General features: G+C 69.8%; 13 protein-coding genes. 5 read left to right on the top strand and 8 right to left on the bottom strand.

The annotated features are described in order from the left end of the window. Window positions 1-10 precede the first annotated feature (10 nt). A complete protein-coding gene (gene fasR / locus ACFY0T_RS04010) occupies window positions 11-1,216 on the bottom strand; it encodes a fatty acid biosynthesis transcriptional regulator FasR (protein WP_388864420.1) in 1,206 nt (401 codons plus the stop codon). Between the two features lie 95 nt (window positions 1,217-1,311). On the opposite strand from fasR, the gene ACFY0T_RS04005 reads away from it, so the two are divergent. Beyond that, window positions 1,312-1,968 carry a pirin family protein gene (locus tag ACFY0T_RS04005; protein ID WP_388864738.1) on the top strand — a complete coding sequence of 219 codons (657 nt, stop codon included), beginning with the start codon at window positions 1,312-1,314 and terminating at the stop codon, window positions 1,966-1,968. A gap of 137 nt (window positions 1,969-2,105) precedes the next feature. Here the strand turns inward: ACFY0T_RS04005 and ACFY0T_RS04000 are convergent, their stop codons facing one another. Then, entirely contained in the window at window positions 2,106-2,927 is an 822-nt protein-coding gene (locus ACFY0T_RS04000) for a serine hydrolase domain-containing protein (protein WP_388864419.1), read from the bottom strand. 19 nt (window positions 2,928-2,946) lie between these two features. Further along, window positions 2,947-3,417, bottom strand: coding sequence for a GNAT family N-acetyltransferase (locus tag ACFY0T_RS03995; protein WP_388864418.1), 471 nt, complete (start codon window positions 3,415-3,417; stop codon window positions 2,947-2,949). Window positions 3,418-3,513: 96 nt separating this feature from the next. Here ACFY0T_RS03995 and ACFY0T_RS03990 point away from each other — a divergent pair, with 96 nt between their 5' ends. After that, window positions 3,514-3,999: a MerR family transcriptional regulator gene (locus ACFY0T_RS03990; protein WP_388864417.1), complete on the top strand. Its 486-nt coding sequence runs from the start codon at window positions 3,514-3,516 to the stop codon at window positions 3,997-3,999. Further along, the gene (locus ACFY0T_RS03985) at window positions 3,999-5,015 is read left to right on the top strand and encodes an aldo/keto reductase (protein ID WP_388864416.1); all 1,017 of its coding nucleotides are present in this window, start codon (window positions 3,999-4,001) and stop codon (window positions 5,013-5,015) included. Before ACFY0T_RS03990 ends, ACFY0T_RS03985 begins: the two co-directional genes overlap by 1 nt. Before the next feature lie 205 nt (window positions 5,016-5,220). Here ACFY0T_RS03985 and ACFY0T_RS03980 read toward each other — a convergent pair whose 3' ends face one another. The 3 genes from ACFY0T_RS03980 to ACFY0T_RS03970 form a co-directional block, all read right to left on the bottom strand. Further along, a complete protein-coding gene (locus ACFY0T_RS03980; RefSeq protein WP_388864415.1) occupies window positions 5,221-6,075 on the bottom strand; it encodes a DUF4429 domain-containing protein in 855 nt (284 codons plus the stop codon). A gap of 74 nt (window positions 6,076-6,149) precedes the next feature. Then, window positions 6,150-7,358, bottom strand: coding sequence for an alpha/beta hydrolase (locus ACFY0T_RS03975; protein WP_388864414.1), 1,209 nt, complete (start codon window positions 7,356-7,358; stop codon window positions 6,150-6,152). A gap of 211 nt (window positions 7,359-7,569) precedes the next feature. Further along, window positions 7,570-8,229, bottom strand: coding sequence for a TetR family transcriptional regulator (locus ACFY0T_RS03970; RefSeq protein WP_388864413.1), 660 nt, complete (start codon window positions 8,227-8,229; stop codon window positions 7,570-7,572). 113 nt (window positions 8,230-8,342) lie between these two features. Between ACFY0T_RS03970 and ACFY0T_RS03965 the strand changes: the two genes are divergently transcribed. Continuing rightward, complete coding sequence (locus ACFY0T_RS03965; protein WP_388864412.1) at window positions 8,343-9,992, top strand: MFS transporter; 1,650 nt, start codon at window positions 8,343-8,345, stop codon at window positions 9,990-9,992. A 462-nt stretch (window positions 9,993-10,454) separates the two neighbouring features. Here the strand turns inward: ACFY0T_RS03965 and ACFY0T_RS03960 are convergent, their stop codons facing one another. Beyond that, the gene (locus ACFY0T_RS03960; RefSeq protein ID WP_388864411.1) at window positions 10,455-11,228 is read right to left on the bottom strand and encodes a potassium channel family protein; all 774 of its coding nucleotides are present in this window, start codon (window positions 11,226-11,228) and stop codon (window positions 10,455-10,457) included. A gap of 108 nt (window positions 11,229-11,336) precedes the next feature. Next, window positions 11,337-14,084, bottom strand: a complete 2,748-nt coding sequence (aceE, locus tag ACFY0T_RS03955) for a pyruvate dehydrogenase (acetyl-transferring), homodimeric type (RefSeq protein ID WP_388864410.1) — start codon at window positions 14,082-14,084, stop codon at window positions 11,337-11,339. A 424-nt stretch (window positions 14,085-14,508) separates the two neighbouring features. Between aceE and ACFY0T_RS03950 the strand changes: the two genes are divergently transcribed. Then, on the top strand, window positions 14,509-14,937 hold the full coding sequence (locus tag ACFY0T_RS03950; protein WP_388864409.1) for a DUF3052 domain-containing protein: 429 nt from the start codon (window positions 14,509-14,511) through the stop codon (window positions 14,935-14,937). The last annotated feature ends 102 nt before the right edge of the window (window positions 14,938-15,039 follow it).

Below are 15,039 nucleotides of genomic sequence, written 5' to 3'. Positions count from 1 at the left end.
CGACAAAAGGCTAGGTTTGGGGATCTCCATCGGCGAGACGCCCCAGGATCAGCGCGATCCGCAGCGTGAACGCGGAGCGTACATCCGACGGTGACCAGCCGGTGACGTCAGTCACACGTCGGAGCCGGTAGCGCACGGTGTTGGGATGGACGAAGAGCATCCGGGCGGCGCCTTCGAGGCTGCTCGCCTGTTCCAGATAGACGCTGAGCGTCTCCAGGAGCGCGGAGCCGGCCTCCTCCAGTGGTCTGTAGATCTCCTCCACCAACTGCTCGCGGGCGGACGGGTCTCCGGCGATCGCGCGCTCCGGCAGCAGATCGTCCGCCAGAACCGGCCGCGGGGCGTCCTGCCAGGCGAAACACGCCTTGAGCCCGGCGGCGGCGGCCTGCGCGGACCGGGTCGCGGCGAGCAGATCGGGCACGATCGGCCCGGCGACGACGGGGCCTGCGGCGTACGGGCCGATCAGCGACTTGGCGACGGCCAGCGGATTGTCGCTGCCGCCCGCGATGACGACGAGCCGATCACCGAGAACGCCCGTCAGGACTTGCAACTTGGCGTGCCGGGCGGCCCGTCGGATGGCCTCGACGGTCAGCTCGCTGTCACCGTCGGGCGCCGTACCCAGCACCACGCAGACATGTTCGGGAGAGTTCCAGCCGAGGGCGGCGGCCCGGGAGACGGCGCCCTCGTCGGCCTCGCCCGAGAGCACGGCGTTCACGACGAGCGATTCGAGCCGGGCGTCCCAGGCACCGCGTGCCTCGGCCGCCTGCGCGTACACCTGGGCGGTGGCGAAGGCGATCTCGCGGGCGTACACGAGAAGGGCCTCGCGCAGCACGGACTCGTCACCCGGAGCGGCGACCTCGTCGATCGCGCTCTCCATGACCTCGATGGTGGTCCGCACCATCTCGACGGTCTGGCGCAGGGTGATCGCCCTGGTCAGCTCGCGGGGAGCGGTCCCGAAGACATCGGTGGAGATGGCCTGGGGGGCGTCGGGATGCCGGAACCACTCGGTGAAGGCCGCGATACCGGCCTGGGCCACGAGACCGATCCAGGAACGGTTCTCCGGGGGCATGGCCCGGTACCACGGCAGCGTCTCGTCCATCCGCGCGATGGCCTGGGCGGCGAGGCTTCCGGAGGACTTCTCCAGCCGCTTCAGGGTCGCGGAGTGCGCGTGGACCTGATGCGCTGGGCGCTCGGTGTTGCTGGATTCGGGTTCGGGCACGGGACAAGACTGCCTTATCCGGACGGAGGCGTGCGGCGGCGGGTCGCATGTAAGCGCGGGGAGGGCGCCGGACCGGGGCTACGGTGGTGGACGTGATGGACGTCCGCCGCGCCGACGAGCGCTACCGCGGAGGGGACCCGGCGGCCGGGATCTCCTCGCTCCACGCCTTTTCCTTCGGCCCGCACTACGACCCGGACAACCTCCGCTTCGGCGCGGTGATCGCCTGCAACGAGGAGTGGCTCGACCCCGGTGCCGGCTTCGACGAGCACCCGCACAGCCACACCGAGATCGTCACGTGGGTGGTGGAGGGCGAGCTGACGCACCGGGACTCGACGGGCCACGAGTCGGTCGTGCGGCCGGGGGATGTGCAGCGGTTGAGCTCGGCGGGCGGTGTCCGCCACGTCGAGCGCAACGACGGCTCGGCACCGCTCGTCTTCGTCCAGATGTGGCTGGCCCCGCTGGAGCCGGGCGGCGACCCGTCCTACGAGGTCGTCCACGGCATCGCCGACTCCACGCCGTACGCGGTCCCCGAGGCGGGCGCGATGCTGCACGTACGCCGCCTGACGGCGGGTGAGCGGACGGCGGTCCCCGACGCGCCCTTCGTGTACGTCCACGTCGTCCGCGGCGAAGTCCGCCTGGACGGCGAGGAACTGGGACCGGGGGACGCGGCACGCATCACGGACGCGAAGGACTTGGACGCGGTGGCGGGCTCTCCGGCGGAACTGCTGCTGTGGGAAATGACGACGACTTGACGCCGGCCCGGGGGCAATCTTTCAGCCCGTCCGGCGTTTGAGGACGAGCGCGAAGCGCGATGGGGGGTCTGGGGGGGCGGAGCCCCCCCCAGGTACGGGACGGGTAGGGGCGGAGGGGCGAAAAAACGGCCCGAGCCTCAGCCCCGCACCTCGGCCAGTACCGCATCCGTGAACGGGGTCCACGCCTCCACCGCCCAGGGCCCGAACGCCCGATCGGTCAACGCGACGCACGCGGCCCCCGCATCCGGGTCGACCCACAGAAACGTACCGGACTGCCCGAAGTGCCCAAAGGCCCGCGGGGAGGACGAACTGCCGGTCCAGTGCGGCGACTTGGAGTCGCGGATCTCGAAGCCGAGCCCCCAGTCGTTGGGGTTCTGGTGCCCGTACCCCGGCAGGACACCCTTCGTGCCCGGGTACTGCACGGTCATCGCCTCGGCGACCGTACGCGCGTCGAGCAGCCGCGGCGCCTGCACCTCGGTGGCGAACCGCACCAGATCGTCGACCGTGGAGACGCCGTCCTTGGCGGGCGACCCGTCGAGCGTGGTCGAGGCCATGCCCAGCGGCTGCAGAACCGCCTGCCGCAGATACTCCGCGAAGGGAATGTCCGTCGCCTTGGCGATGTGGTCCCCGAGCACCTCGAACCCGGCGTTCGAGTACAGCCGCCGCTCCCCGGGCGCGGACGTCACCCGGTGCTCGTCGAAGGCGAGCCCCGAGGTGTGCGCGAGGAGATGACGGACCGTCGAACCGGGCGGACCCGCCGGCTCGTCGAGCTCGATCGCCCCCTCCTCGTACGCGACGAGCGCGGCGTACGCGGCGAGCGGCTTGGTGACCGAGGCGAGCGGGAAGCGGTGCGTCAGGGGCCCATGGGTCCCGAGCACCGTGCCGTCCGCGCGGACGACGGCCGCCGCGGCCGTGGGAACGGGCCAGTTCTCGATCAACGCCAGGCTGTGCAAGGACATGCGTACGAGCGTAAGCGGCTCAGAGCTGAAGCCGCATCGAGGGGTCCGGCTTGCGTACGAACCCCAGGGCGGCGTACAGCGGCTCGGCCTCGGCGGAGGCGTTGAGGTCGACCTGCGCGGCGCCCCGCTCACGGAACCAGTCGAGGAGCGTCTCCATGCAGGCGCGGGCGTAACCGCGCCGCCGCGCGTCCGGATCGGTGGCGACGCTGAAGACGTGGCCCACCGCGCCGTGCGGATTGCCCGCACGCCCGATCCGGTACTCGATGGTCCCGGCGACGAGCGCCGCGAGCGCGTCCGGGCGGTCGGGGTGGTCGACGACGAAGGCCACGAAGTTCCCGTCGGGATCGGCGAGCTTGCGGCGTATGGTCGGCAGTGACTGGGCGTGCCACTCGGTGGAGCCGTCCGCGGCGAAGACCGAATCGATCATCACCTGACGCAGGCGCAGCACTTCCTCGGCGTCCTCGGGCAGGGCGCGGCGTACGAGACTCATGATCCGCACGGTAGTCACCGCGGCTCGGCCGCGTCCGTGGATTTTCCCCGGATTCCGCTTGCTTGGAGTGCACTCCAAGGTTTTAGCGTGGGGGTCATGACGGTGATGGAGACCACGGCCGAGGCCGCCGAGACCGGCACCAGGACCAGGACCGACACCTGCGCCGCGCCTCCCGATCGGCACCGGCGGCCGGACGGTCAGGACAACTACACGATCAGCGAGGTCGTCGCCTTCACCGGCCTCACCGCGCACACCCTGCGCTGGTACGAGCGGATCGGGCTGATGCCGCACATCGACCGCTCGCACACGGGGCAGCGCCGCTACAGCAACCGCGACCTGGACTGGCTGGACCTCGTCGGCAAGCTCCGGCTCACCGGGATGCCGGTCGCCGACATGGTGCGGTACGCGGAAATGGTGCGTGAGGGCGACCACACCTACGTCGAGCGCTACGAACTCCTGGAGGCGACCCGCCGGGACGTCAAGGCCCGGATCGCCGAGCTCCAGGACACCCTCGCGGTGCTCGACCACAAGATCAATTTCTACGCGGACGCCGGGCGGGCCCTGGCGTCGGAGAGGTCCTGATGACGGACAGCAAGATCGCGAAGGTGAGGCTCGGTACTGGGGGGCCCGAGGTCGGTGTGCAGGGCCTCGGCTGCATGGGCATGAGCTGGGCGTACGGCCCGGCGGACGCGGACGAGTCCCGGGCCGCCCTGGAGCGGGCGCTGGAGATGGGCGTCACGCTCTTCGACACCGCCGACGCGTACGGTCAGGGGGAGAACGAGAAGTTCCTCTCGCCGTTCTTCAAGGCGCACCGCGACGAGGTCGTCATCGCCACCAAGTTCGCCCTGTCGATCTCGCCGGACGACCTGACGCGGCGGATCATCCGCAACGACCCGCCGTACATCCGGCAGGCCGTCGAGGCGAGCCTGAAGCGCCTCGACGTCGACGTGATCGACCTCTACTACATGCACCGCCGTGATGTGAACGTCCCCATCGAGGAGACTGTCGGCGTCATGGCCGACCTGGTGCGCGAGGGCAAGGTCAAGCACCTGGGCCTGAGCGAGGTGACGGCCGCCGAACTGCGTGCCGCGCACGCCGTACACCCCATCGCGGCCGTGCAGTCGGAGTGGTCGCTGTTCAGCCGCGACATCGAGGCGGGTGTCGTGCCGGCGGCGGGTGAGCTGGGCGTGGCGCTCGTGCCGTACTCCCCGCTCGGGCGTGGCTTCCTCACGGGTTCCTTCGCCAATGCCGACCAAGACCTGACGACCGACGACTTCCGCCGCACGATGCCCCGCTTCACGGGTGACAACGCGGCCGTCAACGCCGCGCTGCTGGACCCCGTACGTTCCGTGGCCGACGCCCACGGCGCCACCCTCGGCCAGATCGCTCTGGCCTGGGCCCAGCAGCGCGCCACCGTGCACGGCCTCCCCGTCGTCCCGATCCCCGGCACCACCAAGCGCACCCGCGTCGAGGAGAACACCGCCGCCACCCGCATCGTCCTCACCAAGGAGGATTTGGACCTGCTGGAGCCCATAGCCTCCAAGGTCGCGGGCAACCGCTACGCGGACATGACGTTCACGTCGGCGGGCCGGGAGTAAGCCCTCAGCCCGGACGTGGCTGAGGCCGCAGGTTTGTTCGCCCCCTCCGCCCCTGCCCGTCCCTGCGCTTGCAGTTCCCCGCGCCCCTGAAGGGGCGCGGGGAACTGCGCAATCTTTTAGCGGGGGTCTGGGGGCGCAGCCCCCAGGTACGGGACGGGCAGGGGCGGAGGGGGCGAATCCATGCTCTTGCGCGCGCCCTGCGTCCTTACAGCTCTGCCAGGAGTTCGGCCTTCTTGGAGGTGAACTCCTCATCCGTCACGAGCCCCGCCTCGTGCAGCTCGCCGAGATGGCGAATGCGTTCGGCGATGTCGGCCGGGTCGCGGCGCGGCGCGGCGGCCACGGCGGGCACGGCAGCACCGGCGGAGCGCACCGCGGCCAGTACGGAGGCCGCGAACGGCAGTGACTCGTGCACCGGCCCGTACCCGAGGCCGAAGACGACGGCGGCAGGGTCCTGGTCGGCCTGGGCGGGCTGCGCGGGCGCGGCCTCACGGCGCAGCAGCCGCAGATGGCCCTCGAAGACCTCGGGGGAGCGCCACTCGACTCCGCTCAGATCGGCGACCGGGAAGGTCTGGTCGCCGGCCTTCCACTTCGCCGACGAGGCGCCCGTCCAGAACCACCGGAAGGACACCGACTTGCCGTCGAAGGACGCCTTCCCGTCGTACGCCTTGAACTGCAGCGGCGCCTCGGGCGGACTCACCAGATAGCGCTCGGCGGGTTCGTCGTCCTCGGTGAGCTGCCCGCGCAGCTCGTCCGCGTAGTACTCGGCGAGGGTCTCCCGCTCGGCGGGCAGCACCAGGCGATAGGGGTCGCACCCTTCCTTGAGCTGTCCCGCGGCCGCCTCCATCAGCGGATCGGCACCCGCCCTTGGCACGGCACGCAGAACGACCGTGCCACGCTTCCCAGGCGTCAGCGTCACCGCCGCGATCGCCTCCAGGGGGATGCGGCGTTCGCCCAGCGCCTGGAACAGCTTCGGCGTCCGGATCCCCCGTTCGAAGCGGATGAGCACGGAGTCGGACTCGAACTCCCAGGCGGCATGAAATCCGGCCAGTACGTCACCCATGCGGGCCATCGTATGCGGCACGCAAGCCTCCGTCGCTCCTCGGGCAGACCGCATTTTTTCGCGCTCTACGCGCGTCAGGCCGACGCGGCGCCGGACAAACCCGTCCGGCACGCGTCATCGTCGTGCGCGCAGCGCACCGCGCGGTACGCCCCCACGCCGATCTCCGCGAAGTTGCGGAGACTGTCCGTGCCCGGCTCGAAATAGCCGGTGTGGCCCTTCGCGTCCTCGGCGGACAGCACCCGCGCTCCGAACCCCTTCGACACCGGGTCGGCGCCGTGCCCGAGCCCTCCGACCTCCAGGTTCGGTACGTCCTGGATCCAGTCGTCGGAGTCCCGCATCGCCCAGACCCGGGCCGAGGTGTGCAGTCCCGACGCCTTGTCGGCGCGCATGCCGGGGCTGCCCGCGACCGCTATGTCCAAGACCCGGGAGGGCAGCTGGCGGGCGGCGACCCCGCACAGTACGGAGCCGTAGCTGTGGCAGTACAGCGCCACCGGTGAGCCTCCCGGCAGCGCCCGCAGCAGTGCGTTCAGCCGGAGCGCGCCCTCCTCGGCGCGCATGGCGGTGGCCGCGTCCATACCGAGCCCGCTGGGCGTCGTGTAGTCGGCCCACGCGATCACGGCCGTACGCGCGGTCGGATCCGCCGCGCGCTCCGCGGCGTACAGCGAACGCGCCATGCCGACCGGCGCCGAGTACATCTTGACGGTGCGCTGGAAGCTGAGCAGGTCGGTGTCGACGCCGGGCACCACGACGGAGATCCGCTCGGCCTTGTCGAGGCTGCCGAAGACCTCGGCGACCCGACCCGACCCCATGGGGTCGAAGGCGAGGATCTTGCGGCCCTTGTGCAGCAGCGCCTCGTAGCGGTGCATACGGCGGCCCGCGTCGTGCTGGCCGAGGGACGAGAGCCGGTTGTCGTGCATGCGTTTGCGCTCGACCTTGCGCTGCTGGTCCAGGGCGATGCGGTTCGCCCGGTAGCGCAGCGTCACCGGTGCCCCGTTCATGTTGCCGACCGCGAGCGGATAGCGGTGGGCGAGCCGGGAGCGCTGGTGGCCGTCGAGCGTGGCGAAGAACCTGGCCAGCCGGCTCGGCGTGGAGTCCAGGTCCGGGAGCCGGTGCCCGGCGAGGCTGCCGTGCTCCCACGCGGCACGTGACGCCTGGAGCGGCGTCGCTGCCCGATGGCTGTTCAGCGCGGTCCAGCCACCGGTGGCCAGCATCACGAACACCACGGCCAGCGCGAGCAGTGCGCGCCAAACGCTGAGTTGGGGGGATGTGTCGAAGGAAGTCACTGAGAGGACACCCTAGGAGAAGTGAGGTGCCTCCCGTTAAACGAGTGAGAGGGATCACGTTTCTGGCGGGGTAATTGGGTCAAAGCGGGTTCAGTTTGAGTTAAATGGTGACGCTGCGTGTGCGTCAACGATCATTCCGCGCACCGCTTTTCCGCTTTCGCGCCAGTGATGACAGCTTTCCCGCCAGTGATCACTCTTTTCCCGCCAGTACTCACTCCGTTCGCCATTTCTCCGCCAACGCGGGTCCCACTTGGTCGAGATACGAGACGGTCAGTTCGCGGATCGCCTCGACGCTGGTGTCCTCGCCCGCGCCCCACAGCCGGCCCGTCACGCGCATCACCCCGCCGAACACGGCGACCGCGACGCGCGGCCGCGGATCCGCGTCCACGTCGAGGCCCTCACGTTCGGCGATCACCCGTGCGATCTCCTCCTCCAGCTCGGCGGAGTGGCGCAGGTGGACGGCGAGCAGTGCGGGGGTCGACTCGATCAACTGGAAGATGCGCATGTGCAGTTCGATCGGGATGACGGCCTCGATCGCCTGGCCGATGGTGTCCCAGCTCTCCAGGACGGCCAGCCGCAGCGCCTCCAACGGGGCCTCGTGGGGCGGGCGTTCACGCACGGCGGCGAGGAAGTGCGACTCCGCGATCCGCTGGCTGAAGAGGGCGACGTCCTCCTTGCCCGCGAAGTACCGGAAGAAGGTGCGCTGGGAGACGTCGACGGCCTCGGCGATCTCGTCGACGGTCGTCTGCTCGTAGCCCTTGGTGGTGAACAGTTCGAGCGCGGCGCGCAGCAGCGCGTCGCGCGTGCGCTTCTTCTTGCGCTCGCGCAGCCCCGGGCGTGGCGCCGCCTCGGTCGTGTACGCCATGTCCATGGGCCTCCTCTTCGAACTGTTTGCCCAGTTCAGCCTATCCGTGAGTGGCGTGACAGTTACCGACTTGTGAATGGGATTGTCAACTGTCAGTGGCTGTCACTAACCTCGAAAGCATGACTAGTCAGACCACCATCGGCACGACGGGCCCGGGGGGCAAGACACCCGTCGCCCCGTCGGATTCGGCCCCGGCCAAGGGGCTGCGCGGCCATCCGTGGTTCACCCTCATCACCGTGGCCGTCGGGGTCATGATGGTGGCCCTGGACGGCACCATCGTGGCCATCGCCAACCCGGCCATCCAGAAGGACCTCGGCGCGAGCTTCGCCGACGTCCAGTGGATCACCAACGGCTACTTCCTCGCGCTCGCGGTCACGCTGATCACCGCGGGCAAGCTCGGCGACCGGTTCGGACACCGGCAGACCTTCCTCATAGGCGTCGTCGGCTTCGCCGCCGCCTCGGGGGCCATCGGCCTGTCGGACAGCATCGCCCTCGTGGTCACCTTCCGCGTCTTCCAGGGCCTCTTCGGCGCGCTGCTGATGCCGGCCGCGCTCGGCCTGCTGCGGGCCACCTTCCCGGCCGAGAAGCTGAACATGGCGATCGGCATCTGGGGCATGGTCATCGGCGCCTCCACCGCCGGTGGGCCGATCCTCGGCGGTCTGCTGGTCCAGCACGTCAGCTGGCAGTCGGTGTTCTTCATCAACGTGCCCGTCGGCGTCCTCGCGCTGGTCCTGGGCGTGCTGATCCTGACCGACCACCGCGCTGCCCGCGGGCGGAGCCCGCTAGAAGAGCACAGCGCCCCGCGCTCCCTCGACGTCCTCGGCATCGCGCTGCTCTCCGGCGCCATGTTCTGCCTGGTCTGGGCGCTCATCAAGGCCCCGACCTGGGGCTGGGGCGACGGTCTGACGTGGGCCTTCCTGGGCGCCTCGGTGCTCGGCTTCGGGCTCTTCGCCTTCTGGGAGACCAGGGTCAAGGAGCCGCTGATCCCGCTGGCGCTGTTCCGCTCGGTGCCGCTGTCGGCAGGCGTGGTGCTCATGGTCCTGATGGCCATCGCCTTCATGGGCGGCCTATTCTTCGTCACCTTCTACCTTCAGAACGTGCACGGGATGAGCCCGGTGGACGCGGGCCTGCACCTGCTCCCGCTGACCGGCATGATGATCGTTGGCTCGCCACTGGCCGGCGCCCTGATCACCAAGTCGGGTCCGCGGATCCCGCTGGCCGGCGGCATGGCCCTCACCGGCATCGCGATGTTCGGCATGTCCACGCTGGAGACGGACACGGGCAGCGGCATCATGTCGCTCTGGTTCGCCATGCTCGGCCTCGGCCTCGCGCCGGTCATGGTCGGTGCGACCGAGGTCATCGTGGGCAACGCGCCGATGGAGCTCTCCGGTGTCGCCGGCGGTCTCCAGCAGGCCGCCATGCAGATCGGCGGCAGCCTCGGTACGGCGGTGCTGGGTGCCGTGATGGCCTCCAAGGTCGACGGCGACCTCGCGGGCAACTGGGCCGAGGCCAAGCTGCCGCCGCTCACTCCGGCGCAGCTCGACCAGGCCTCCGAGGCGGTCCAGGTCGGCGCCGCGCCGGTCGCCAAGGACACCCCGGCCGCGATCGCCGCGAAGATCACCGATGTCGCGCACGACACGTTCATCTCCGGGATGAGCCTCGCGTGTCTCGTCGCCGCGGGGGTCGCCGTCGTGGCGGTGTTCGTCGCGATGCTCACCAAGCGGGGGGAGAACGCGGAGGCCGCGGGGGCGGGGGCCGGGCACATCTGACGGGCCCTCACTTCGGGCACGTTCGCCTATCTTCGCCTATCAGGGTGACTGAGCTGAAGATCCCTCCCGCTCGGCACGCGCCCCAGGTCACAGTGGGTCAAGCTCCTCCGCGCGGCATGTACGGCGCGGAGAACGGCCGATGCTGCGGCGCGCTGCCGGAGGGGGGCAGCGCGCGTGCGGCCACCACTACGGGCACCAACACCCGTCCCGAAGCCCGCCCCCGCTGCGGGCAACCGCAGCCACCAGCCGGGTGCCGTTGCGACGAAGGCTCCCGGCACCGGGGCTGGGCTCGGGGTGGGTGCGCTTACCGGCGCGTGCAGGGTGCCGCTGTGCCCACCCGTGCCGCCCCAGCGGCACGATTGCCCACAGCGAGGACGCGTAACGCCCGCGCCGGGCGCGTGCAGGGTGCCGCTGGGTGGGCACAGCGGTGCCGCGCCTAGCGGCACGCATGCCCACAGCTAGCTACGACGGTTCGGAGGCACCCGGCACGGGGTGGGGCACCCCCGAGGGGGTCGGGCGCGACAGGGCGGCTACCTCCGCCCGCAGGGCGCGTACCTCCTCCGTCAGCGCCTCGATCGCGGCGGTCTGGCGGCGTTCCTCCACGTCGTCCTTCTCGAAGCGGGAGATGAACCACGCGGCGATGTTGGCGGTGACGACACCGAGGAGGGCGATACCGGACAGCATGAGCCCGACCGCGAGCATGCGGCCCAGGCCGGTGGTCGGGGCGTGATCCCCGTACCCCACGGTCGTCATCGTCGTGAACGACCACCACACCGCGTCGCCCAGCGTTTTGATGTTCCCGTTCGGCGAGTCCCGCTCCACGGACAGCACCGCGAGCGAGCCGAACATCAGCAGCCCGATCACCGCGCCGCCGACGTATGTCGTCAGCCGGATCTGCGAGGCCATCCGCGCCCGCCGCCCCACCAGCAGCAGCGTGGAGACGAGCCGCAGCAGCCGCAGCGGCTGAAGGATCGGCAGGATCACCGCGCACAGGTCCAGCCAGTGGGTGCGGACGAACTCCCGCCGCTCCCGGGCCAGTACGAGCCGTACGAGATAGTCGGCGGCGAACGCCCCCCACACCGCCCACTCCACCACCGTGCACGTGGCCGTCAGCGAACGGCTGGCGCTGCTGTCCACGATCGGCACGGCGTACGCGAGGGCGAAGGCCACCGCGAGCGCGAGCAGAGGCCGCTGGGTGTGCAGCTCCCAACGAGCCTGTGCCGATTCATCCTTCATGCCCGCATCGTAGAAAGAAAGCAGAAAAAGCGGAGAGCGGGGCGGCCCGACGACGGAGGGGCGGCGGAGGCCATGCCCCCGCCGCCCCTCAACCGTCGTACGTCCGGTCTACGCGTCGCCGCCCGCCGCCCCCGGGTCGGCCGCCGTCACGTCGAGCAGTTGGTAGCGGTCGATCGCCTGCTTCAGCACCGACCGGTCGACCTTGCCCTCGCGCGCGAGCTCGGTCAGCACCGCGACCACGATCGACTGCGCGTCGATGTGGAAGAAGCGCCGGGCCGCGCCCCGCGTGTCCGCGAAGCCGAAGCCGTCCGCACCGAGGGACTGGTACGTCCCCGGCACCCACCGCGAGATCTGGTCCGGCACCGAGCGCATCCAGTCGGAGACGGCCACGAACGGACCCTGGACGGCCGACAGCTTCTGCGTCACGTACGGGACGCGCTGCTCCTCCTCGGGGTGCAGCAGATTGTGCCGCTCCACCTCGACGGCCTCGCGCCGCAGCTCGTTCCAGGAGGTCGCCGACCAGACGTCCGCCTTGACGTTCCACTCCTCGGCGAGGAGCTTCTGCGCCTCGACGGCCCACGGGACCGCGACACCCGACGCCATGATCTGCGCGGGAATCGACCCCGACGTGCCCTCGCTGAAGCGGTAGAGGCCCTTCAGGATGCCCTCGGCGTCCACGTTCTCCGGTTCGGCCGGGTGCTGGATCGGCTCGTTGTAGACGGTGAGGTAGTAGAAGACGTCCTCGCCGTGCGGGTGTTCCTCGGACGAGCCGTACATCCGGCGCAGACCGTCCCGCACGATGTGCGCGATCTCGTACCCGAACGCCGGGTCGTAGGCGACACAGCCCGGGTTCGTCGAGGCGAGCAGCTGCGAGTGGCCGTCCGCGTGCTGGAGACCCTCACCGGTCAGCGTCGTACGACCGGCGGTCGCACCGAGAACGAAACCGCGCGCCAACTGGTCGGACATCTGCCAGAACTGGTCGCCGGTGCGCTGGAAACCGAACATCGAGTAGAAGACGTAGACGGGGATCAGCGGCTCGCCGTGCGTGGCGTACGCCGAACCCGCCGCGATCAGCGACGCCGTGCAGCCCGCCTCGGAGATGCCGTCGTGCAGCATCTGGCCGGTCGGCGACTCCTTGTACGCGAGCAGCAGATCGCGGTCCACGGCCTCGTACTGCTGGCCGAGCGGGTTGTAGATCTTCGCGCTCGGGAAGAACGAGTCCATGCCGAAGGTGCGGTACTCGTCGGGCGCGATCAGCACGAAGCGCCTGCCGATCTCCTTGTCCCGCATGAGGTCCTTGAGCAGCCGCACGAAGGCCATGGTCGTGGCGATCGACTGCTGACCCGAGCCCTTCTTCACGCTCGCGTACGTCTTGTCGTCCGGCAGCTGCAGCGGCTTCGACCGCACGACGCGCGTCGGGACGTACCCGCCGTGCCCCTTGCGGCGGTCGTGCATGTACTGGATCTCCTCCGAGTCGCGGCCCGGGTGGTAGTACGGCGGCGGGCCGTCCTCCAGCTGCTTGTCGGAGATCGGCAGGTGCAGCCGGTCGCGGAAGCCCTTGAGGTCGGCGACCGTCAGCTTCTTCATCTGGTGCGTGGCGTTGCGGCCCTCGAAGTTCGGACCCAGCGTCCAGCCCTTGATCGTCTTGGCGAGGATCACCGTCGGCTGGCCCTTGTGCTCCTTGGCCGCCGAGAACGCCGCGAAGATCTTCCGGTGGTCGTGACCGCCGCGGCCCAGGTGCAGGATCTGGTCGTCGGTCATGTGCTCGACCATCGCGCGCAGCCGGTGGTCGTCGCCGAAGAAGTGCTCACGGATGTACGCACCGGTCTCGGTGGCGTACGTCTGGAACTGGCCGTCCGGCGTGGTGTTCATCTTGTTGACCAGCACGCCGTCGCGGTCCTGCGCCAGCAGCGGGTCCCAACTGCGGTCCCACACCAGCTTGATGACGTTCCACCCGGCGCCGCGGAACTGCGACTCCAGCTCCTGGATGATCTTGCCGTTGCCGCGCACCGGGCCGTCCAGGCGCTGCAGGTTGCAGTTGACCACGAAGGTCAGGTTGTCCAGGCCCTCGCGCGCCGCGATGGACAGCTGGCCGAGCGACTCCGGCTCGTCCATCTCGCCGTCGCCGAGGAACGCCCACACGTGCGACCTGGAGGTGTCCGCGATGCCGCGCGCCTCCATGTAGCGGTTCATCCGCGCCTGGAAGATCGCGCCGAGCGGGCCGAGGCCCATCGAGACGGTCGGGAACTCCCAGAAGTCCGGCATCAGCCGCGGGTGCGGATACGAGGACAGGCCGTACGGCGCCTTCGACTTCTCCTGGCGGAACGCGTCGAGCTGCTGCTCGGAGAGCCGGTCGAGGAGGAAGGCGCGGGCGTAGATACCGGGGGACGCGTGCCCCTGGAAGAAGATCTGGTCGCCGCCGTCGCCCTCGTCCTTGCCGCGGAAGAAGTGGTTGAAGCCCACGTCGTAGAGCGAGGCGGAGGACGCGAACGTCGCGATGTGGCCGCCGACCCCGATACCGGGGCGCTGGGCCCTGGACACCATCACGGCCGCGTTCCAGCGGGTCGCGTTGAGGATCCTGCGCTCGATCTCCTCGTTGCCGGGGAAGAACGGCTCGTCCTTGGTGGCGATGGTGTTGACGTAGTCCGTGCTGCGCATCTCGGGCACGGCCACGCGCTTCTCGCGGGCCCTCTCGATCAGCCGCAGCATCAGATAACGGGCCCGCTCACGGCCGCGCTGGTCCACGGCGGCGTCGAGGGAGTCGAGCCACTCCTGAGTCTCCTCAGGGTCGAAGTCCGGGACCTGGCTGGGAAGGCCGCCAATGATGATCGGGTTGCGATCGGATCCGGAAGCCACGCTGTTCCTTCGCTGTCAGAGGGCCACTTTGCTTGATGTCTGCACCGTTCCCCATCGTGTACCTAGGGGACGGAATCGTCATCTCTACTGGGAGGTAACCGAGACATTCCTGCAGACCGTTGGGACGGGCCCGACCAAAACGTAACGATACGCTGCACTCCATGACGCGTTCCGCAAAGTCGTTCGGGTCTCGTACGCTTCGAGGGTTCCGAAATTCACAAATCGGGCAGAAAGGTGTGGTGCGCGTCACCTGCCACCGCGAGTCCATGCCTGGAGTTGCGGCGACACCGCCGGGAACGTCACCGTTTCGGCGGTCTCGACGGCCGGGTACTTGCGCGATCCGCCCCGCCCGTGTGGACTACGGCCAATGCTTCGCGCACGCGCGTGGCTGGACATCTACCGCAACACAATCAGGAGGCAAGCCGTGAGCGCGACCGCGGACCACGCGGAGGAGCGGACCAACCCGGCCGCCAGGCTGGGGTTCGAGCCCGGACAGGTGGTCCAGGAGATCGGCTTCGACGACGACGTTGACCACGAGCTCCGTGAAAGCATCGAATCGCAGATCGGCCAGGAACTGGTCGACGAGGACTACGACGACGTCGCCGACGTCGTGCTGTTGTGGTTCCGCGATGAGGACGGCGATCTCACGGACGTTCTGGTGGACGCCATTGGTCTCCTCGAGGACGGCGGCATGATCTGGCTGCTGACTCCGAAGACCGGCCGGGACGGTTACGTCGAGCCCAGCGACATCAGCGATGCCGCACAGACCGCCGGCCTCTCCCAGACGAAGAGCATCTCCGTGGGCAAGGAGTGGTCGGGTACGCGCCTGGGCACGCCCAAGTCGAAGCGCTGAGCTCCCGCTCCGTCTGCCGCAGAGCATCGTGAGGCCCCCGCCGACACCACCGTCGGCGGGGGCCTCACGCATGCGCCGGGCCGGGTCGCCCGGGGCGGCGCG

The sequence above is a fragment of the Streptomyces sp. NPDC001530 genome (assembly GCF_042894545.1).
GTDB lineage: Bacteria > Actinomycetota > Actinomycetes > Streptomycetales > Streptomycetaceae > Streptomyces.
This window is presented reverse-complemented; position numbering and strand designations above follow the sequence as displayed.